The sequence below is a fragment of the Pantoea sp. DY-17 genome (genome assembly GCF_019795975.1).
GTDB classification, from domain to species: Bacteria; Pseudomonadota; Gammaproteobacteria; order Enterobacterales; family Enterobacteriaceae; genus Pantoea; species Pantoea leporis.
This window is the reverse complement of the sequence record NZ_JAIMIG010000001.1, coordinates 344,217-364,187: the sequence shown is the minus strand read 5'-3', so window position 1 is coordinate 364,187 and position 19,971 is coordinate 344,217. Positions and strand designations below refer to the sequence as shown.

Below are 19,971 nucleotides of genomic sequence, written 5' to 3'. Positions count from 1 at the left end.
TTGCACAACGCGAAGCGTTGCCCGCTTGCGGGCGAGCCTCATGGATGAGGCGAGTACTTGCGAGGCCGATCCACAGGGATGTGAGGTTTCTTCGCGATCCGCCCCGCCTTATCTGGCCGGTGCACCATCTCAAAGCAAATCCACCTAGCGTAGAAAAGCAAAAAGGCGCCTTTAGGGCGCCTTTCTACATAACTGGTGGGTCGTGCAGGATTCGAACCTGCGACCAATTGATTAAAAGTCAACTGCTCTACCAACTGAGCTAACGACCCGCTGTGGGGCTTACAACCTTTACTTGATGGTGGGTCGTGCAGGATTCGAACCTGCGACCAATTGATTAAAAGTCAACTGCTCTACCAACTGAGCTAACGACCCATCAAGGTTGTGAAGCTTACTGAAGAAATCATCTCACTTACAACGGGTTGAGATGGTGGGTCGTGCAGGATTCGAACCTGCGACCAATTGATTAAAAGTCAACTGCTCTACCAACTGAGCTAACGACCCATCTTCAGTGCTGCCGATACTTGTTAAGATATGTCCCGGCAACGGCGGCATATATTACTGATTTAGCGGGAGGGCGCAACCCTTATTTTCCACTAAATGTCTCAATTGCTTACCTTTCATGCTTTAAGACCAGAAATCACACGAAATCCGGTCTTTTAGGCACAAATTACAACCCGGCAAGGCGTTTTTGCGCCTGCTTAGCAGAATCACTATTTGGGAATTGTTTGATCACTTGCTGGAAGACAGCCTTGGCTTTCGCCGTATCGTTCTTCTCTTGCATGATCACACCAACCTTAAACAGCGCTTCCGGGGCTTTTGGCGATTTCGCGTAATTTTTTACCACAGTGGCAAAATAATAAGCCGAATCGTCTTTTTTACCCTTGTTGTAATACAGCTGACCCAGCCAGTAATTGGCATTCGGCTGATAGGTAGAATCAGGATATTTCTTCACCCAAGCCTGCAGGGCAGTAATCGCCTGATCGTACTGCTTCTTCTCCAGAATCAGCGCAACCGCAGCATTGTAGTCCGTGTTGGCATCGCCGGTTTGCGCTGGCGCGGCCGAACTGGCGCTGCTACCGCTATCCGCAGAAGCCGCAGCGCCCGCTGCAGCGGCATCAGCACCACCACTCGCCTGCGCACCGTTACTGCCGGAGCTAAGGCTGTCGATTTGCTGATAGAGCTGCTTCTGGCGCTCAATCACCTGATTAAGCTGATAGCTATTTTGCTGGATTTGCCCGCGCAGCGAATCGATATCGCTTTGGTTGTCGCTCATCTGCTGCTGCAATTGCTGCAAAAGCTGAGCCTGGGCATTAGAGATACGTTCAAGAGTGGTGACGCGGTCTTCGACCGAGCCTGAGCCAACGCTACTGATTGACGCCTGGGCATTAGCGGCCCCCAAAGGAGCCGCTAAACCAACCAGTAACGACAGACTCAACAGATGAAGTCTGAAGTTACTCATCATGATATTTTCTTAGTAAACCAGTACGGCACGACGGTTTTTAGCGTAAGCCGCTTCGTCATGACCCAGTACAGCTGGTTTTTCTTTACCGTAAGAAACGATAGACATCTGGTCAGCAGAAACGCCTTTGCCTTGCAGATACATCTTAACGGCGCTTGCACGACGTTCGCCCAGAGCGATGTTGTATTCTGGGGTACCGCGCTCATCCGCGTGACCTTCGATGGTCACTTTGTATGACGGGTTGCCACGCAGGAATGCAGCGTGCTGATCCAGCATCTGAGCGTAGTCAGAAGCCACGTCATACTTGTCCAGACCGAAGTAAACGATGTTGTTCTGCTGCAGCTGCTGCATCTGCAGGCGCGCTTGCTCATCAGAAGACATGTTACCGCCGTTCTGACCAGCACCGTAAGCACCGTCGTTAGCGCCCATGCCAGTCTGATCGTTGTTGTTGTTTTTGTGTGAGCTACATGCAGCTACTGCGATAACCGGCAGAGCCAGCATCAAACCCTTCAGCACTTTGTTCAGTTGCATTTCTTTATCCTATTATTTTGTTTGCCATACATTTTAATCCCCCGCCGTGCAGGGGACCTATGCATCACAGATACGGCGACCAGGCAGGGAATTTGACCTGTCCATCAGTTGCCGGAAGACGCGCTTTGAAACGCCCGTCGGTTGAAACCAATTGCAACACGGAACCCATCCCCTGAGTAGAGCTATAGATTACCATTGTGCCGTTTGGCGCCAGACTCGGCGTTTCATCCAGGAACGTGTCCGTTATTGTTTGAACGGCTCCCGTTACCAGATCCTGTTTGGCGACGTGCTGAGCGCCACCGGCGCTGCTGATCATCACCATAGTTTTACCGTCGGTTGACACATCCGCATCCTGGTTTTGCGCACCTTCCCAGGTAATACGTTGTGGCGCACCGCCGTTGATACCAACTTTATAAATCTGGGGCGCACCGGCCTGATCCGAGGTGTAAGCCAGTGTCTGGCTGTCCGGGAACCACGTTGGTTCAGTGCTGTTGTAGCGACCATCGGTCACCTGACGCGTCTGACCAGAAGCCAGATCCATCACATACAGGTTCAGGCTACCGGTTTTCGACAGCGCGAAGGCCAGTTTAGAACCGTCTGGTGAGAAGGCTGGCGCACCGTTATGACGCGGATAAGAAGCCACCTGACGGATTGCACCGTTAGACAGCGTCTGAACCACCAGCGCAGATTTGCCGCTTTCGAAGGTCACGTAAGCCACTTTGCTGCCATCTGGCGACCAGGCCGGAGACATCAATGGCTGCGGTGAACGGTGAACCACAAACTGGTTGTAGCCATCGTAATCCGACACGCGCAACTCATACGGGAACTGACCGCCATTGGTCTGCACCACATAGGCAATGCGGGTACGGAATGCGCCTTTGATGCCGGTCAGCTTTTCGAACACTTCGTCACTGGCGGTGTGCGCTGCGTAACGCAGCCACTGCTTAGTCACTTTATAAGAGTTCTGCGCCAGCACGGTGCCTGGCGCGCCGCCAGTGTCCACCAGCTGATAGGCAACTTGATAGCTGCCGTCAGCGTTAGGCGTTACCTGACCAACTACGACCGCATCAATACCCAAGGCGCTCCATGCGGCAGGTTGAACTTCCTGCGCGCTGGCTGGCTGTTGTGGCAGACGAGAACGATCGAGCGGATTGAATTTACCGCTGTTACGTAAGTCAGCAGAAACGATCCCGCCGATGTCTTCTGGTGCCGCACCTGGGCCAGCCCATTGGAACGGGACCACACCAATAGGACGTGCGGTGTTAACGCCCTGCGTAATTTCAATACGGACTTCTGCATGAAGCATTGCTGCCCACAGCAGTACAAAAAAACCTAAGGTTACACGAAGTGCCTGCTTCATTTTTTCTCCCTTACCTGAACCAGAGGTTCATGATAATTCGCACAGTTCCTGAAAAACACGAGTACTCATAGAGTATGGCAAGCTAACCTTAGTTCAACCTGCCGTACGTTACTGCATTTACTGAGGCTTGAAATCCAGAGGTGCATTCTTAAACACCTGATAGACATCCTGGCTTGGAGGCTTAGGAATACGAGCCTGTTTAGCAGCCGCTACCGCAGCTTGGCACAATGCAGGATCTCCACCTTCAGACTTAATCCCTGCCAATGTACCATCCGGCATTAGCTGGAGACGCAAAGTACAAGTTCGGCCTTTGAAGCTTTCCCAATCATAAAATTTACTTTTGATTGCAGCCTGAATCTGACCAGCATAATTACTAATATCCGCACCAGAAGCCCCGGATTTCTTCTGATTGCCCTGCCCTGCAGCGCCACCCGATGCGGTGCCGCTTTTCGGTGCATTCTTACCAGAAGACAAACCACCTAACAGGTCATCAACCGCATTTTCGTTCTTCGCAGCTTCAGCGGCGGCTTTTTTGGCATCCGCAGCCGCTTTCGCTTTTGCATCCGCTTTTGCCTTAGCAGCCGCATCGGCCTTGGCTTTCGCCTCGGCGGCAGCCTTCTCTTTGGCTTCTGCTGCGGCTTTTTCCTTCGCCTCAGCAGCCGCTTGCTCTTTAGCCTCTTTGGCTTCCTGAGCCGCTTTCGCCTTGGCATCGGCAGCAGCCTGCGCTTTGGCTTCAGCGTCCGCTTTGGCTTTCGATTCTGCGGCCGCTTTTGCCTGCTGCGCCGCTTTCTCTTTCGCTGCTTCAGCGGCAGCGGCTTTCGCCTGCTCTTCTGCTTTCTTCTTCGCGTCAGCTGCGGCTTGCTTGGCTTCTTCTACCGCTTTGGCTTTGGCGTCAGCCGCTGCTTTTGCCTGCGCATCAGCTTCCGCTTTGGCATCAGCCTTGGCTTTCGCTGCGGCGGCTTCGGCAGTTTTCTGCTGTTCCTGGGCTTGCTTAGCGGCGGCTTCAGCGGCTTTCTGCTGCTCGGCCTGCTGCTTCGCCTGCTCTTTGGCTTCCTGCTGGGCCTGCAAGCGCTCTTTTTCCATCTCTTTCAGGCGCTGCTGCTCAGCAGCTTGTTTCTGCTGTAACTCTTCGGCCTGCTGCTGCGACTGCTTCTGACGCTGCTGCTCGGCGCGCTGACTGTCTCGTTGCTGATTCTGCTGGCGGTTATACTGCTCAACCACGGCGCCGGAATCGACCATCACTGCGTCAATATCACTGCCACCGCCACCGCCGCTGGATTCGATTTTTTCGTTAAACGAGCTCCAAATCAGTAAGGCGATCAGCACGATGTGCAGAATCACCGAAACGATTATCGCGCGCTTTAACTTGTCGTTCTGCTCGGTTGCCTTCGACACACTCGGTTCCCAAAAAACGGTTCGCTTTAAATCGGCTGCGTCATCAAACCGACAGATTTCACGCCTGCCTGATGTAACAGGTTCAGCGCCTTGATGATTTCGTCGTAAGGGACGTCTTTCGCACCGCCGATCAGGAAGACCGTTTTCGGATTGGCTTCAATCCGGCGCTGCGCTTCGCTCACCACCTGCTCCGGCGGTAACTGCGTCATACGATCGTGATCCACCACCAGGCTGTACTGGCCAACACCAGACACTTCAACAATCACCGGTGGATTATCATCAGTTGAGACGGTTTTTGAATCTGTCGCATCCGGCAGATCCACTTCCACGCTCTGGGTAATAATCGGCGCGGTTGCCATAAAGATGAGCAGCAACACCAACAGCACGTCCAGCAGTGGAACAATGTTGATTTCCGACTTAAGGTCGCGTTTACCGCGACCACGGGTTCTGGCCATCGTAAACCTCGACTTACTTCGTGTTGTCGGTGGAGAAAGCCTGACGATGCAGGATAGCCGTGAACTCTTCCATGAAGTTGTCGTAGCCCTGTTCCAGCTTGTTAACGCGCTGGTTCAGACGGTTGTACGCCATAACGGCAGGAATGGCCGCAAACAGACCGATTGCGGTCGCGATCAACGCTTCGGCAATACCCGGTGCAACCATCTGCAGCGTGGCCTGTTTTACCGCACCGAGGGCGATAAAGGCGTGCATGATCCCCCACACCGTACCAAACAGACCGATATACGGACTGATGGAGCCAACGGTGCCAAGGAAAGGAATGTGAGTTTCCAGCGTTTCCAGTTCACGATTGAAGGAGATACGCATCGCACGGCTCGCGCCCTCAACAACCGCTTCAGGCGCATGGTTGTTAGCACGATGCAAACGCGCAAACTCTTTGAAACCCGAATAGAAAATTTGCTCAGATCCGCTCAGTTCATCGCGGCGTCCCTGGCTTTCCTGATACAGGCGTGACAGCTCGATACCCGACCAGAACTTATCTTCAAACGCTTCGGCTTCGCGCCCCGCCGCATTCAAAATGCGCGTACGCTGAATAATGATCGCCCATGAGGCAATAGAAAAGCCGATCAAAATCAACATGATAAGTTTGACCAGAAGGCTCGCCTTCAGGAACAAATCAAGAACATTCATGTCAGTCACTGCTTGAACTCCGCGACAATAGACTTGGGAAGCGCAATTGGCTTCATTAGATGTGGGTTGATGCAGGCAATCAGGACTTCTGCTTCATTTAGCACTTTGCCTTCTGCATTCACGATACGCTGCGAGAACGTCATCGTTGCACGCGTCATTGAGGTCACTTCTGTTTGAATTTCCAAAAGATCGTCCAGACGTGCAGCCGCAACAAAATCGATCGTCATGCGTCGTACCACAAAAGCCACCTGCTCTTCCAACAGGACCTGCTGATTGAAATGGTGCTGGCGCAACATTTCGGTACGTGCTCGTTCATAGAAAGCAAGATAACTGGCGTGGTAAACCACACCACCGGCATCGGTGTCTTCGTAATAGACACGAACCGGCCAGCGAAACAGCGTTGTACTCACTCTACATCCCGGTCTCATTTTAAACGTTGCTACTATACGCAAGAGAGATCGGCTTGGGAATGGTCCGCTGACGCCGCGAGAAAATAATTATCACAGGTTAACAACTGGAAGGATTTATAGGATGTTTCTTGACCGGACGCTGACAAAACCTCACGTCAGCGTCTGAAATTGCGGCGTTTTTTAAGTCCAGAGCCTGGACTTAATAGTAGAACCAGAAAATTCCTGCCACTAAAACTATCATCGCGGGCAACGGCGAGAAGAGCGCTTGCCAGCGTAGGCGCTGAGGGCGAAATCCGGTGCCGTGTATCACGCCGGTACAAACGGCCCATATCAGCAGCATTCCGTGCCATATCGCTAAATCACTGGTGCGCGCGGCAAAGCGTGAAGGCTGCCAAATGACACAGCCCGCCAGCCACAACGCGAGGATTAGCGAAAGGGCCCGAAGCGGGCCCTTGTCCATCAGACGATAAAGAGTCTGAATCAGTGTGCGCATCAGACTTGCTCGTCCTTCGCGCTGCTCTCTTCAACGTGCTCCAGCGCCAGCGCCGTAATCACACCGAACGCACAGGCCAGCAAGGTGCCAAGAATCCAGGCAAAATACCACATGCTCAATCTCCTTAATCAGTACAGGGAGTGCGTATTGCTCTCAATGTGTTCTTTGGTGATACGGCCAAACATCTTGTAATAACACCAGGCGGTGTACGCCAGGATAATCGGTACAAAGATGATGGCGGCAATGGTCATCACTTTCAGCGTCAGCAGGCTAGACGTGGCATCCCACATGGTCAGGCTGATGCCCGGCACGGTGCTGGATGGCATGATGAAGGGGAACATCGCAATCCCGGCCGTCATAATCACGCAAGCCAAAGTCAATGAAGACGAGATAAACGCCAGAGCGCCCTTCTCGATACGCGAGCAGAGAATGGTCAGCAGCGGCAACACCACGCCCAACAGCGGGAACAGCCACAGTACTGGCATCTGATCGAAGTTCACCATCCACGCACCGGCTTCACGCACCACATCTTTACCCAACGGGTTGGATGCCGCGTGATGATCGATAACGCTTTTCAGCACATAACCGTCGATGCCGTATTTCACCCACACACCCGCGAGAATGAAGCACACCATCATTACCAGCGCCGAGATTTGCGCGGTGCTGCGGCTGCGGACGTGCAGTTCACCGGCAGTACGCATCTGCAGATAGGTTGCGCCCTGCGTCAGGATCATCGCCACACTCACCACGCCCGCCAGCAAGCCAAACGGGTTCAGCAACTGGAAGAAATTGCCGGTATAGAAGAGGCGCAGATATTCGTCAGCATGGAACGGCACCCCTTGCAGCAGGTTGCCGAACGCCACACCAATCACCAGCGGCGGAACAAAGCTGCCGATGAAAATGCCCCAATCCCACATGCCGCGCCAGCGCATATCTTCAATCTTTGAACGGTAATCAAATCCAACCGGACGGAAGAACAGTGAAGCCAGCACCAGAATCATCGCCACGTAGAAGCCGGAGAACGCGGCGGCATATACCATTGGCCAGGCGGCAAACAGCGCGCCACCGGCAGTGATCAGCCAAACCTGGTTTCCGTCCCAGTGCGGCGCAATGGTATTGATCATGATGCGACGTTCGGTATCAGTACGACCCAGAATGCGCGTCAGCATACCAACGCCCATATCAAAGCCATCGGTGACTGCGAAACCGATCAGCAACACGCCAATCAGCAGCCACCAGACAAAGCGCAATACTTCGTAATCAAACATGGTCGCTCTCCTTATCCACGCGCCGGCTGAGATGATGTCTTCAGCGTTTCATGATGATAGCGGCCGGTTTTCAGGCTGCTTGGACCGAGGCGCGCGAACTTGAACATCAGGTACATTTCCGCCACAAGGAACAAGGTGTAGAGACCGCAAATCAGCGTCATTGAGAACAGCAGATCGCCAACGGTCAATGAGGAGTTAGCGACCGCGGTTGGCAGCACCTCACCAATTGCCCACGGCTGGCGACCATACTCAGCAACGAACCAACCCGCTTCAATCGCAATCCACGGTAACGGAATGCCGTACAACGCGGCTTTCAGTAACCAGCGGGACTTACCGATGCGGTTACGAATCACGCTCCAGAAGGAGAGCGCAATAATGCCCAGCATCAGCACACCGCCCAGCACCATGATGCGGAAGGCGAAGTACAGTGGCGCAACGCGTGGGATCGAATCCTGTGTCGCTTTCTGAATCTGCTCTTCGCTGGCGTTAGCCACATCCGGCGTATAGCGCTTCAGCAGCAGGCCATAACCGAGATCCTGTTTGCTGGCTTCAAACTGGCTGCGCACCTCAGGATCTTTGCTGCCACCACGCAGTTCGTTCAGCAGCGCGTAGGCTTTCATGCCATTACGAATACGCACTTCATGTTGTGCCAGCAGCTCTTTCAAACCGGTGACCGGCGTATCCACTGAACGCGTGGCGATCAGGCCGAGCAGATACGGAATCTGAATCGCATATTTGTTCTCCTGCGTCTCCTGATCCGGAATACCAAACAGCGTAAACGCAGCCGGAGCCGGTTGGGTTTCCCATTCCGCTTCAATTGCCGCCAGTTTGGTTTTCTGCACGTCACCGATTTCATAACCGGATTCGTCACCCAGTACGATCACTGACAGAATCGCCGCCATACCGAAACTGGCTGCGATGGCGAAAGAGCGTTTAGCGAAAGCAATGTCGCGCCCTTTCAGCAGATACCATGCGCTGATACCAAGGATGAACATCGCGCCCGTGGTGTAACCGGCGGCCACGGTATGGACAAACTTCACCTGCGCAACCGGGTTCAGCACCAGCTCGGAGAAACTCAACATCTCCATACGCATGGTTTCGAAATTGAATTCCGATGCAATGGGGTTTTGCATCCAGCCATTCGCCACCAGAATCCACAGCGCGGACATGTTCGAACCGAGCGCCACCAGCCAGGTCACCGCAAGGTGTTGCACCTTACCGAGGCGATCCCAGCCGAAGAAGAACAGGCCAACAAAGGTGGATTCGAGGAAGAACGCCATTAAACCTTCGATGGCGAGCGGCGCACCGAAGATATCGCCGACATAGTGTGAATAATATGACCAGTTGGTACCGAACTGGAATTCCATGGTCAGGCCGGTAGCCACGCCGAGTGCAAAGTTAATACCAAACAACTTGCCCCAGAACTTGGTCATATCTTTATAAATTTGTTTCCCCGTCAGGACATATACCGTTTCCATGATCGCCAATAAAAACGCCATACCCAGCGTTAATGGCACGAACAGGAAATGGTACATCGCCGTCAGGGCAAACTGTAAACGCGACAGCTCGACAATATCTAACATGATGACTCCTTGCTCCTCGCATGAACTTCCCCTGCGGATGACAACGGCAAACAACAGACATTGACGCGCAGAACAAGATTCAGGAACGACTGATTATTGATTCCAGTTTTGTTACTGATAGAACAGAGAAAGCTGTTGCCCGAAGAGAGCGAGTAACAGTGATAAAATTCCCTTAAAAACCGATCTTTTCAGTCAATTTAAAGCAGGAGTAACACGAGGAGGCGGCAGAATTGATATAACAACGCCTGGCACAAACTCCTGATAAATTATGACGAAGACTGAATTGATGCAGCGCAATTTATACCGGTTAGTCGGCCTTTTGCTAGCGGTAAAGTTTCCTATAAGTCGCCAATTATTGATCTAGATTAAGACAATAAATTTCCAGATATGTAGTGTTACAGTGGTTGTTAATTAGATGTCACAACATCATCATATTATTAAGAATATAATTACCTTTTCCGCAATTATTTAACCTCATTTTGGAAAGCCGCACGCCAATTGCTTGACAAAAATCCAGCGCCTTTTCCCTTCTTTACCTTGATGACAGAGTAAGCATAGCCGCAATTTTTTGAAGCCGTTGCGCTTTTTTCCCTATCTTTCAGGCGGGTTATTACCAAAAAAAAGCCACCCGAAGGTGGCTTTTCATTGTCAGTCTGTATTGGCTTATTTGATTGGTAAAACCGCTTTAACCGCGTCACCAATGTCTGCCAGACTGCGTACGGTTTTCACACCGGCCGCTTCCAGCGCAGCAAATTTCTCATCAGCGGTACCTTTACCACCGGCAATGATGGCGCCTGCGTGCCCCATACGTTTGCCTTTCGGTGCAGTCACACCGGCGATGTAGCCGACAACCGGCTTGGTCACGTGGGCTTTGATGTAAGCTGCTGCTTCTTCTTCCGCGCTACCACCGATCTCACCGATCATCACGATCGCTTCGGTCTGTGGATCTTCCTGGAACAATTTCAGGATATCGATGAAGTTAGAGCCAGGGATCGGGTCACCACCGATACCTACGCAGGTTGACTGGCCGTAGCCGATGTCAGTGGTCTGCTTAACGGCTTCATAAGTCAGCGTACCTGAACGCGATACGATACCGACGCGGCCTGGCTGGTGAATGTGGCCTGGCATGATACCGATCTTACATTCGCCTGGCGTGATCACGCCTGGGCAGTTCGGGCCGATCATGCGCACGCCAGCTTCATCCAGCTTCACTTTCACGGTCAGCATATCCAGCGTTGGGATACCTTCGGTGATAGTGATGATCAGTTTAATGCCCGCATCGATCGCTTCCAGGATACCGTCTTTGCAGAACGGCGCTGGAACGTAGATCACGGTGGCAGTTGCGCCGGTGGCTTCTACTGCTTCACGTACGGTGTTGAACACCGGCAGGCCGAGATGCGTGGTGCCGCCTTTGCCTGGCGTTACACCGCCAACCAGCTGCGTACCGTAAGCCAGCGCCTGCTCAGAGTGGAACGTCCCTTGACCACCGGTGAAACCCTGGCAAATGACTTTGGTGTTTTTGTCGATCAAAATGGACATTATTTACCCTCCGCTGCAGCTACAACACGCTGTGCAGCGTCTGTCAGGCTGGTTGCTGCAATGATGTTCAGACCGCTGTCCGCCAATTTCTTAGCGCCCAGCTCGGCGTTGTTACCTTCCAGACGTACCACAACCGGCACGTTGACACCCACTTCTGCCACGGCACCGATGATGCCGTCTGCGATCAGGTCGCAACGCACAATACCGCCGAAGATGTTAACGAACACGGCTTTCACTGCATCGTCAGACAGAATGATTTTGAAGGCTTCGGTGACGCGCTCTTTGGTTGCGCCGCCGCCAACGTCCAGGAAGTTTGCTGGCTCACCACCGTGGTGTTTCACGATGTCCATGGTGCCCATCGCCAGACCGGCGCCGTTCACCATACAGCCGATGTTGCCATCCAGCGCAACGTAGTTCAGTTCCCACTGCGTTGCGTGGGCTTCACGTGGATCTTCCTGGCTCGGATCGCGCATTTCACGCAGTTCCGGCTGACGGAACAGTGCGTTACCGTCCGCGCCCAGTTTGCCATCGAGGCAGATCAGATCGCCCTGCTTGGTGATCACCAGCGGGTTGATCTCAACCATCGCCAGATCGCGCTCAAGGAACATGGTCGCCAAACCCATGAAGATTTTGGTGAACTGGCTAACTTGCTTGCCGGTCAGGCCGAGTTTGAACGCCAACTCGCGGCCCTGATACGGCTGTGGACCCGCTAATGGATCGAGCGCCATCTTGTGGATCAAGTGTGGCGTTTCTTCTGCCACTTTCTCAATCTCAACACCGCCTTCTGTCGAAGCCATGAAGATGACACGACGGGTAGCACGGTCAACAACCGCACCCAGATACAGCTCCTGATCGATATCCGTCGCGGCTTCAACCAGAATCTGGTTTACCGGCTGACCGTGCGCATCAGTTTGATAGGTCACCAGACGTTTGCCCAGCCAGTGTTCAGCAAAAGCACGAATGTCTTCTTTGCTGTTCACCACTTTCACGCCGCCCGCTTTACCGCGGCCACCGGCATGAACCTGACATTTCACTACCCACGGACCTGCGCCAATTTTAGACGCGGCTTCTTCAGCTTCACGTGGCGTGGTGCAGGCGTAGCCTGTCGGTGCTGGCATGCCATAGCGTGCAAACAGCTGCTTCGCCTGGTATTCATGTAAATTCATGATGTTCTATCCATTCAGGTATGAGTTTGGGCGCGCCTTCACACCGCGCGCCCGGCGAAATTAGACGTCCAGCAGCAGGCGAGCTGGATCTTCCAGCATCTCTTTCACCGCGACCAGATAGCCAACGGATTCACGACCATCAATCAAACGGTGATCGTAAGAGAGCGCCAGATACATCATTGGCAGAATCACAACCTGACCATTAACCGCCATTGGGCGATCTTTGATGGCGTGCATGCCGAGAATCGCGCTCTGCGGCGGGTTGATGATTGGCGTAGACATCAGCGAACCAAACACACCACCGTTGGTGATGGTGAAGTTACCGCCGGTCAGCTCTTCAACCGTCAACTTGCCGTCACGGCCTTTCACCGCCAGCTCTTTAATTTTCTTCTCAATGTCGGCCATGCTCAGTGCATCAACATCTTTCAGCACCGGCGTAACCAGACCACGCGGGGTAGAAACCGCAATGCTCACATCGAAATAGTTGTGGTAAACCACATCTTCGCCATCAATAGACGCGTTCACTTCCGGGAAGCGTTTCAGCGCTTCCACTACCGCTTTGATGTAGAAGGACATGAAGCCCAGACGCACGCCGTGACGTTTCTCGAACGCATCGCCGTACTGCTTGCGCAGATCCATGATTGGCTTCATGTTGATTTCGTTAAACGTGGTCAACATCGCGGTACTGTTTTTCGCTTCCAGCAGACGCTCGGCAACACGCTTACGCAGACGCGTCATCGGTACGCGTTTTTCGCTGCGGTTAGCCACAGCGGCCTGCGGTGCAGCAGCGGCTGGCGCGGCAGCCGGTGCAGCTTTGCCACCGTCAGCTTTCTTCGCCAGATGTTTTTCCACATCTTCACGCGTCAGACGGCCACCAACGCCGGTGCCTTTGATCTGGCTGGCATCGAGGTTGTTTTCAGCAATCAGGCGGCGTACCGCTGGGCTGAGCGCATCGTTGCTCTCTTCTTCCAGCGAAGCGGTCTGGCGCTGTGCCGGTGTAGATTCGTTGCTTTCCGCTTTGGCCGCAGTCTCTTTCCCGCCGCTGTTGCCCTCTTTCAGACGGCCCAGAATCTGACGAGAAGTGACGGTAGCGCCTTCCTCTTCCAGCACGGCTTCCAGGATGCCATCCGCTGAAGCAGGCACTTCCAGAACCACTTTGTCAGTTTCAATCTCTACCAGTACTTCATCGCGGCTCACAGAGTCGCCAGGTTTTTTGTGCCAGGTTGCAACCGTTGCGTCCGCTACGGATTCAGGCAAATCGGGAACGAGAATTTCTACGCTACTCATTTTCTTTCCTTTTTATTAACCAAGGTTCAGCGCGTCATTAACCAGGTCTTGCTGCTGTTTTTGATGTACGGACATGTAGCCCACGGCCGGTGAAGCAGAAGCCGGACGGCCTGCATAACGCAGTGACGCACCAAATGGAACCACTTCGCGGAAATGATGCTGACTGCAATACCATGCGCCCTGATTCAGCGGCTCTTCCTGACACCACACGAAATCCTGCACATGAGCATAGTTTTTCAATACGTCCTGCACGACTTTGTGCGGGAACGGATAGAGTTGTTCGATACGCACGATGGCCACGTCGGTCTGCTCGTTTTTACGACGCTGCTCCAGCAGATCGTAATAAACCTTGCCCGAACACAGCACCACGCGTTTTACCTGTTGTGGATCGAGATCGTCGATCTCACCAATCGCTGGCTGGAAGCTGCCTGTGGCCAACTCTTCCAGGCTGGAAATCGCCAGCGGATGGCGCAGCAGTGATTTCGGTGACATCACGATCAGCGGACGGCGCATACCGCGCAGCGCCTGACGACGCAGCATGTGGTAAACCTGCGCTGGCGTAGAAGGCACGCACACCTGCATGTTCTGTTCAGCACAGAGTTGCAGATAACGCTCCAGACGCGCTGAGGAGTGCTCAGGACCCTGACCTTCATAACCGTGCGGTAGCAACATGACCAGGCCACACATACGGCCCCATTTCTGTTCGCCGGAGCTGATGAACTGGTCGATCACGACCTGCGCGCCGTTGGCGAAGTCGCCGAACTGCGCTTCCCAGATGGTCAGCACGCGCGGTTCTGCGGTGGCATAACCGTATTCGAAAGCCAGTACCGCTTCTTCAGACAGCACGGAATCCCACACTTTGAACTGACCCTGGCCGTTATGGACATGGTGCAGCGGCGTGTAGGTTGAGCCGTTGGTCTGGTTGTGGATTACCGCATGACGGTGGAAGAAGGTCCCGCGACCGGTATCTTCACCGGAAAGACGCACCGGAATCCCCTCGTCAACCAGCGTGGCATAGGCGAGGTTTTCTGCACCGCCCCAGTCGAACGCTTTGTTGCCTTCGGCCATCTCTTTACGATCGTTGTAGATCTTGGCAACGCGAGACTGCACTTCTACCGATTCCGGTACGCTGCTAATGCGACGCGCCAGTTCCTGCAGGCGTTTCAGTTCCACTGTTGCCGGGTAGCTTTCGTCCCACTCGTGGTTCAGATACGGCGACCAGGTGAATGAGTGCAGGCTCATCGGACGCCACTCTGGCACCACGCATTCGCCTTCATCCAGCGCGTCGCGATAGAGATTGACCATCTCGGTGGCATCTTCGCTGGTCGCTACGCCTTCGCTTTCCAGCTGATCGGCATAGAGTTTACGCGGCGTCGGATGTTTTTTGATTTTCTGGTACATCAACGGCTGCGTTGCACTTGGCTCGTCGGCTTCGTTGTGGCCGTGACGGCGATAGCACACCAGGTCGATGAAGACATCACGTTTAAAGGTGTTGCGATAATCCAGCGCCAGGCGAGTCACAAAGGCTACGGCTTCCGGATCGTCCGCGTTAACGTGGAAAATCGGTGCCAGCACCATCTTGCCGATATCCGTACAGTACGGCGTAGAGCGCGCATCTTTCGGGTTGGAGGTGGTGAAACCAACCTGGTTGTTGATCACGATGCGAACGGTACCGCCCACTTCGTAGCCACGCGCCTGCGACATGTTCAGGGTTTCCTGCACCACGCCCTGACCAATAACAGCGGCATCACCGTGAATGGTGATAGGCAGAACTTTGTTGCTGCTTGGCTCAGCCAAACGATCTAAACGCGCACGCACCGAACCCATCACTACCGGGCTTACGATTTCCAGATGCGACGGGTTGAACGCCAGCGCCAGGTGCACTAAGCCGCCTTCGGTTTCCACGTCAGACGAGAAGCCCATGTGGTACTTCACGTCGCCGGTGCCGAGGTGTTCTTTGTGCTTGCCGGAGAATTCGTCGAACAGATCCTGCGGCTTCTTACCTAATACGTTGATCAGTACGTTGAGACGACCGCGGTGCGCCATACCCAGCACCACTTCGCGCGTACCGCTCTTGCCCGCGTGACGAATCATCTCGCGCAGCATGGGCACCAGTGCATCGCCGCCTTCCAGCGAGAAGCGCTTCGCACCCGGGAATTTTGCACCCAGATATTTTTCCAGGCCTTCTGCCGCGGTCAGCTCTTTCAGGAAACCTTTTTTCTCGTCACTGCTGAAAGACGCGTGGCCCACCACCGATTCCAGACGCTGCTGAATCCAGCGCTTCTCGTCGGTGTTGTTGATGTGCATGTACTCAGCACCAATCGAGCCACAGTAAGTCTGCTGCAGCGCCGCAAACAGATCGGCCAGCTTCATGGTCTCTTTGCCGATAGCAAAAGAGCCTACGTTAAAGCTTTCCTGAAAATCGGCGTCGGTCAGATCGTGATAAGCCGGATCGAGGTCGGCTACCGTGTCCTGTTTCCACAGGCCAAGCGGATCGAGGTTTGCATGCTGATGGCCGCGGAAGCGGAACGCATTAATCAGCTGCAGCACTTTTACCTGTTTGGAGTTGGTTGCCGGATCGGTCACGGTTGATGTGTAACGCGTAGCGTCTTTAGCCAGGCGGCGGAAGTAGTCACGCGTGGTGGAGTGAAATTGCTCAGGTTTCACGCCAGTGCCCGGCAGCTGTTGGAACAGCTCGCGCCACATGTCATCAACTGAGTCAGGATCGGTCAGGAAATCCTCATAGAGCTGCTCTATGTAAGATTGGTTCGCGCCGGCCAGCCAGGAGGAGTCCAGCCAGGGTTTCATCGCGCTGTTCTGCATTGTGATCCCTTAAGCATTAATCTGCTTTTTATGAGGTTTCATTTTTTACCGCTTACGCGGCTTGCCGTAGTGAGTTCAGCGATACGAACCTGTGCGCTACCGGCGCCTGGCTCGTAAGGGAACCTTTATAAGCGTGGTCAGCACCGCGCTTATAGAGGCTTCCGTAAACATCCGGGAACTCAGGTTCCCGGAGAGTGACTTTTTCTGTTACGCCCCGCGTTGCAGCAGCATCGACTTAATATGGCCGATGGCGCGCGTTGGGTTTAGGCCTTTCGGGCACACGCTCACACAGTTCATGATGCTGTGACAGCGGAAAACACTGAAAGCATCGTTGAGATTGTCGAGACGCGCATTGGTTTCCGTGTCGCGGCTGTCGATCAGGAAACGGTAAGCGGCCAGCAGGCCAGCCGGACCGACAAACTTGTCCGGATTCCACCAGAACGACGGGCACGACGTTGAGCAACAGGCGCAGAGAATACACTCATACAAACCGTCCAGATGCTCACGCTCGGCTGGGCTCTGTAAGTGCTCGCGCGCCGGTGGATTTTCCCCATTATTCAACAGGAAAGGCTTAATCTTCTCATACTGTGCATAGAATTGTCCCATGTCTACCACGAGGTCGCGGATCACCGGCAAACCTGGCAGTGGACGGATAACAATTTTCTTCGAACCGTTGCCCAGCGCAGAGATCGGCGTGATACACGCCAGACCATTTTTACCGTTCATGTTCAGACCATCTGAACCGCACACGCCTTCACGGCAAGAGCGACGGAAAGCCAGCGTAGGGTCTTTCTCTTTCAGACGGATCAGCGCATCCAACAGCATCATGTCGCGACCATCTTCCGACTCCAGGGTGTACTCCTGCATGCGCGGCTTGGCATCGACTTCCGGGTTGTAACGATAGATTGAAAATTCGAGTCTCATGATGATCTCCGCAATTAGTAGGTACGCGCTTTCGGCGGGAAGGCCGCACGCAGTTTCGGTTGCATGTTCACCTCACGGCGCGTCATGCTTTCCGTCTGCGGAACATAGAGACTGTGGCACAGCCAGTTTTCATCATCGCGGTCCGGGAAGTCGAAGCGGCTATGTGCACCACGGCTTTCGGTACGGAAGTTGGCGGCAACAGCGGTGGCGTAAGCGGTTTCCATCAGGTTATCCAGCTCAAGACACTCGATACGCTGGGTGTTGAAGTCTGGCGAACGGTCATCAAGACGCGCTGATTTCAGACGCTCACGAATCACTTTCAGCTCTTCCAGACCTTCACGCATCGCATCGCCATCGCGGAACACCGAGAAGTTGTTCTGCATGCAGCGCTGCAGCGCTTTACGGATTTCGACAGGATCTTCACCGGTGGTGTTATTTTCCCAGCGGTTGAAGCGCGCCATCGCTGCATCGATATTTTCCGGCGTGGCTTCACGCAGTTCGCCCTGCTCTTCAATACACTCCAGCAGATGCACACCGGCTGCGCGACCGAACACCACCAGATCGAGCAGCGAGTTGCCGCCAAGGCGGTTAGCGCCATGAACCGATACGCAGGCGATTTCACCGACGGCGAACAGACCCGGAATCACCTCATCCTGGCCCTGCTCATTCACACGCAGCGCCTGGCCGGTCACTTTGGTCGGCACGCCGCCCATCATGTAGTGACAGGTTGGGATCACCGGAATCGGTTCTTTAATTGGGTCAACGTGGGCAAAGGTACGCGACAGCTCAAGGATGCCAGGCAGACGCGACTCCAGCACTTCGGCACCGAGATGGTCGAGTTTCAATTTAATGTGCGGACCCCAGGGGCCATCGCAACCGCGACCTTCGCGGATTTCCACCATCATCGAACGCGCAACCACATCACGCCCCGCCAGATCTTTGGCGTTCGGCGCATAACGTTCCATGAAGCGTTCACCGTGCTTATTCAGCAGGTAACCGCCTTCACCACGGCAACCTTCGGTGACCAGCACGCCCGCACCGGCAATTCCGGTTGGGTGGAACTGCCACATTTCCATATCCTGCACCGGCACGCCGGCGCGCAGCGCCATGCCAACGCCGTCACCGGTGTTGATGTGGGCGTTAGTGGTGGATTGGTAAATACGGCCCGCGCCGCCGGTCGCCAGAATAGTGGCCTTGGCTTTGAAATAGACGGTTTCGCCGGTTTCCATGCAGATAGCCGTACAGCCGACAATCGCGCCGTCTTCGTTTTTCACCAGATCCAGCGCATACCATTCGGAGAAGATGGTGGTTTTGTTTTTCAGGTTCTGCTGATACAGCGTATGCAGCAAGGCGTGGCCGGTACGGTCGGCCGCAGCTGCGGTACGCGCCGCCTGCTCACCGCCGAAATTCTTCGACTGACCACCAAACGGACGCTGATACACCCGGCCGTCATCCAGACGGGAGAACGGCAATCCCATGTGTTCCAGTTCCAGAATCGCTTCCGGACCGACATGACACATATATTCGATCGCGTCCTGGTCGCCGATAAAGTCGGAACCTTTGACGGTGTCGTACATGTGCCATTCCCAGTTATCGTCATGGGTGTTACCCAGCGCAACGGTAATACCGCCCTGCGCCGATACGGTATGGGAACGGGTTGGGAAAACTTTGGACAACAAGGCACAAGTCTGGCCCGATTGGGAGATTTGCAAGGCGGCGCGCATTCCTGCGCCACCCGCGCCGATCACCACGGCATCAAATTCTCTGACTGGCAAACTCATTTACACACCCCACACAACAACGGTTCCATAAATCGCATACGACAACAGCGCAACCACAATCACAAACTGCAGCAACAAACGGGTTGCAACAGGTTTCACGTAGTCAGTCAGCACCTGCCACATTCCAATCCAGCCGTGGATCAGAATCGAGAACAGCGTCAACATGGTGAACACTTTCGTGAAGGCGGACGAGAAGAAGCCATGCCAGACGTCATACGTCAGCGTGCCTGTCATCACGACAAAACCGAGGATGTAGAGAATATAGAGCGTAATTAAGATTGCAGCAGCACGCAGTAACAGCCAGTCATGGATACCGTTGCGTCCTAATGCAGAAGCATTGCTTACCATACGAGGACTCCAGCCAAAATTGAGAGCACGACAGTGATAACAAAAGCCGCTTGCGCGGAACGGGTTCCCACCTGCAGGGTTTCTGCTGTTACACCAAAATCAGCCAACATATGGCGAATACCGCTCACAGCGTGATACGCCAGCGCAGTTAAAATGCCCCACATGATGAATTTGGCGAAGAAGCTATCCATGATGGATGCCGCTTGCTGGAAACCTTCTGGAGAGGAGAGAGAGAGACCCAGTAACCAGAGCAGAATTCCGAGAGCGACAAAGGTGATCACGCCGGAGACGCGGTGGAGAATGGACGATATTGCAGTAACGGGAAACCGGATCGTCGAGAGATCCAAGTTAACAGGTCTTTGTTTTTTCACGGTTTTGCCCACACAGCTCTTTTTTATTTTGCTTCCTCCGGTCCTGAGTTGCATCAGAGACACAGCGTGTGTTCAGACTGCAACCGC

The 19,971-nt window shown here is 54.0% G+C and carries 19 protein-coding genes and 3 tRNA genes; all 22 read right to left on the bottom strand.

Annotated features, from left to right (window positions below; translation table 11 throughout):
- Positions 1–193: 193 nt before the first annotated feature.
- The 22 genes from K5Y33_RS01805 to sdhC all read right to left on the bottom strand — a co-directional run bounded on the left by K5Y33_RS01805 (position 194) and on the right by sdhC (position 19,938).
- Positions 194–269 (bottom strand) — tRNA-Lys (locus K5Y33_RS01805).
- A 27-nt stretch (positions 270–296) separates the two neighbouring features.
- A tRNA-Lys gene (locus tag K5Y33_RS01800) sits at positions 297–372 on the bottom strand.
- Between the two features lie 53 nt (positions 373–425).
- Positions 426–501 (bottom strand) — tRNA-Lys (locus K5Y33_RS01795).
- Positions 502–667: 166 nt separating this feature from the next.
- The gene (cpoB, locus tag K5Y33_RS01790; protein ID WP_101763206.1) at positions 668–1,462 is read right to left on the bottom strand and encodes a cell division protein CpoB; all 795 of its coding nucleotides are present in this window, start codon (positions 1,460–1,462) and stop codon (positions 668–670) included.
- 9 nt (positions 1,463–1,471) lie between these two features.
- Positions 1,472–1,990: a peptidoglycan-associated lipoprotein Pal gene (pal, locus tag K5Y33_RS01785; protein ID WP_101763207.1), complete on the bottom strand. Its 519-nt coding sequence runs from the start codon at positions 1,988–1,990 to the stop codon at positions 1,472–1,474.
- A gap of 64 nt (positions 1,991–2,054) precedes the next feature.
- Positions 2,055–3,350: a Tol-Pal system beta propeller repeat protein TolB gene (gene tolB, locus K5Y33_RS01780; RefSeq protein WP_101763208.1), complete on the bottom strand. Its 1,296-nt coding sequence runs from the start codon at positions 3,348–3,350 to the stop codon at positions 2,055–2,057.
- A gap of 117 nt (positions 3,351–3,467) precedes the next feature.
- The gene (tolA, locus tag K5Y33_RS01775; protein ID WP_222233144.1) at positions 3,468–4,745 is read right to left on the bottom strand and encodes a cell envelope integrity protein TolA; all 1,278 of its coding nucleotides are present in this window, start codon (positions 4,743–4,745) and stop codon (positions 3,468–3,470) included.
- Between the two features lie 26 nt (positions 4,746–4,771).
- On the bottom strand, positions 4,772–5,200 hold the full coding sequence (gene tolR, locus K5Y33_RS01770; protein ID WP_008107389.1) for a colicin uptake protein TolR: 429 nt from the start codon (positions 5,198–5,200) through the stop codon (positions 4,772–4,774).
- 13 nt (positions 5,201–5,213) lie between these two features.
- Entirely contained in the window at positions 5,214–5,900 is a 687-nt protein-coding gene (tolQ, locus tag K5Y33_RS01765; RefSeq protein WP_101763210.1) for a Tol-Pal system protein TolQ, read from the bottom strand.
- On the bottom strand, positions 5,897–6,301 hold the full coding sequence (ybgC, locus tag K5Y33_RS01760) for a tol-pal system-associated acyl-CoA thioesterase (protein ID WP_008107385.1): 405 nt from the start codon (positions 6,299–6,301) through the stop codon (positions 5,897–5,899). Before ybgC ends, tolQ begins: the two co-directional genes overlap by 4 nt.
- Positions 6,302–6,500: 199 nt before the next feature.
- Positions 6,501–6,794: a cyd operon protein YbgE gene (ybgE, locus tag K5Y33_RS01755; protein ID WP_101763211.1), complete on the bottom strand. Its 294-nt coding sequence runs from the start codon at positions 6,792–6,794 to the stop codon at positions 6,501–6,503.
- The gene (gene cydX, locus K5Y33_RS01750) at positions 6,794–6,907 is read right to left on the bottom strand and encodes a cytochrome bd-I oxidase subunit CydX (protein WP_007890642.1); all 114 of its coding nucleotides are present in this window, start codon (positions 6,905–6,907) and stop codon (positions 6,794–6,796) included. Before cydX ends, ybgE begins: the two co-directional genes overlap by 1 nt.
- Before the next feature lie 15 nt (positions 6,908–6,922).
- Positions 6,923–8,062, bottom strand: coding sequence for a cytochrome d ubiquinol oxidase subunit II (cydB, locus tag K5Y33_RS01745; protein WP_101763212.1), 1,140 nt, complete (start codon positions 8,060–8,062; stop codon positions 6,923–6,925).
- A gap of 11 nt (positions 8,063–8,073) precedes the next feature.
- Positions 8,074–9,645, bottom strand: coding sequence for a cytochrome ubiquinol oxidase subunit I (cydA, locus tag K5Y33_RS01740; protein WP_101763213.1), 1,572 nt, complete (start codon positions 9,643–9,645; stop codon positions 8,074–8,076).
- A 663-nt stretch (positions 9,646–10,308) separates the two neighbouring features.
- Complete coding sequence (gene sucD, locus K5Y33_RS01735) at positions 10,309–11,184, bottom strand: succinate--CoA ligase subunit alpha (protein ID WP_101763214.1); 876 nt, start codon at positions 11,182–11,184, stop codon at positions 10,309–10,311.
- Positions 11,184–12,350: an ADP-forming succinate--CoA ligase subunit beta gene (gene sucC, locus K5Y33_RS01730; RefSeq protein ID WP_007890646.1), complete on the bottom strand. Its 1,167-nt coding sequence runs from the start codon at positions 12,348–12,350 to the stop codon at positions 11,184–11,186. Before sucC ends, sucD begins: the two co-directional genes overlap by 1 nt.
- Positions 12,351–12,410: 60 nt before the next feature.
- Positions 12,411–13,637: a 2-oxoglutarate dehydrogenase complex dihydrolipoyllysine-residue succinyltransferase gene (odhB, locus tag K5Y33_RS01725; RefSeq protein ID WP_101763215.1), complete on the bottom strand. Its 1,227-nt coding sequence runs from the start codon at positions 13,635–13,637 to the stop codon at positions 12,411–12,413.
- A gap of 15 nt (positions 13,638–13,652) precedes the next feature.
- The gene (sucA, locus tag K5Y33_RS01720) at positions 13,653–16,460 is read right to left on the bottom strand and encodes a 2-oxoglutarate dehydrogenase E1 component (RefSeq protein ID WP_110865741.1); all 2,808 of its coding nucleotides are present in this window, start codon (positions 16,458–16,460) and stop codon (positions 13,653–13,655) included.
- 207 nt (positions 16,461–16,667) lie between these two features.
- Entirely contained in the window at positions 16,668–17,384 is a 717-nt protein-coding gene (locus K5Y33_RS01715; protein ID WP_007890649.1) for a succinate dehydrogenase iron-sulfur subunit, read from the bottom strand.
- A gap of 14 nt (positions 17,385–17,398) precedes the next feature.
- Positions 17,399–19,165 (bottom strand): succinate dehydrogenase flavoprotein subunit, encoded by a 1,767-nt coding sequence (gene sdhA, locus K5Y33_RS01710; RefSeq protein WP_101763217.1) that lies wholly within the window; start codon positions 19,163–19,165, stop codon positions 17,399–17,401.
- Entirely contained in the window at positions 19,166–19,513 is a 348-nt protein-coding gene (gene sdhD / locus K5Y33_RS01705) for a succinate dehydrogenase membrane anchor subunit (protein WP_049850912.1), read from the bottom strand.
- Entirely contained in the window at positions 19,507–19,938 is a 432-nt protein-coding gene (sdhC, locus tag K5Y33_RS01700) for a succinate dehydrogenase cytochrome b556 subunit (protein WP_168197448.1), read from the bottom strand. The genes sdhD and sdhC overlap by 7 nt, the downstream gene beginning before the upstream one ends.
- Positions 19,939–19,971 lie beyond the last annotated feature (33 nt).